This window comes from Sulfitobacter sp. HI0040, assembly GCF_001634885.1.
In the GTDB taxonomy this organism is placed as follows: Bacteria; Pseudomonadota; Alphaproteobacteria; order Rhodobacterales; family Rhodobacteraceae; genus Sulfitobacter.
In genome coordinates this window covers 1-250 of record NZ_LWEX01000320.1, presented here as the reverse complement: position 1 = coordinate 250, position 250 = coordinate 1, and the positions used below count along the sequence as shown (strand labels likewise).

The 250-nt window shown below is 60.8% G+C and carries 1 pseudogene; it reads right to left on the bottom strand.

Annotated features, from left to right (window positions below):
• A pseudogene (locus A3728_RS23175) lies at positions 1–250 on the bottom strand (amino acid ABC transporter permease); the annotation flags it as partial.

The following is a 250-nucleotide window of genomic DNA, read 5'->3' as shown; positions in this document are numbered from 1 at the left end:
GGCGAACCACAGGGCAATCAGCGGGCCACCGATCTTGATACCACCGCCAAAATTGAACCCGCGCAGTTCGGGAATGTCCCACTGCAGCCCGAGGGCGAAAAGAAGAACGATCACCGGCACGAACCAGATCGCGAGGTTCAGCCAGAAGGTCTTTGGCCGTACACCTGTTTTCGCCTGCTTGTCGTTCGCCCGGGCCGAAACCGCGCGCGTGGCGAACAAGGATGCAACCAGAACGCCGATGACCAGCAGC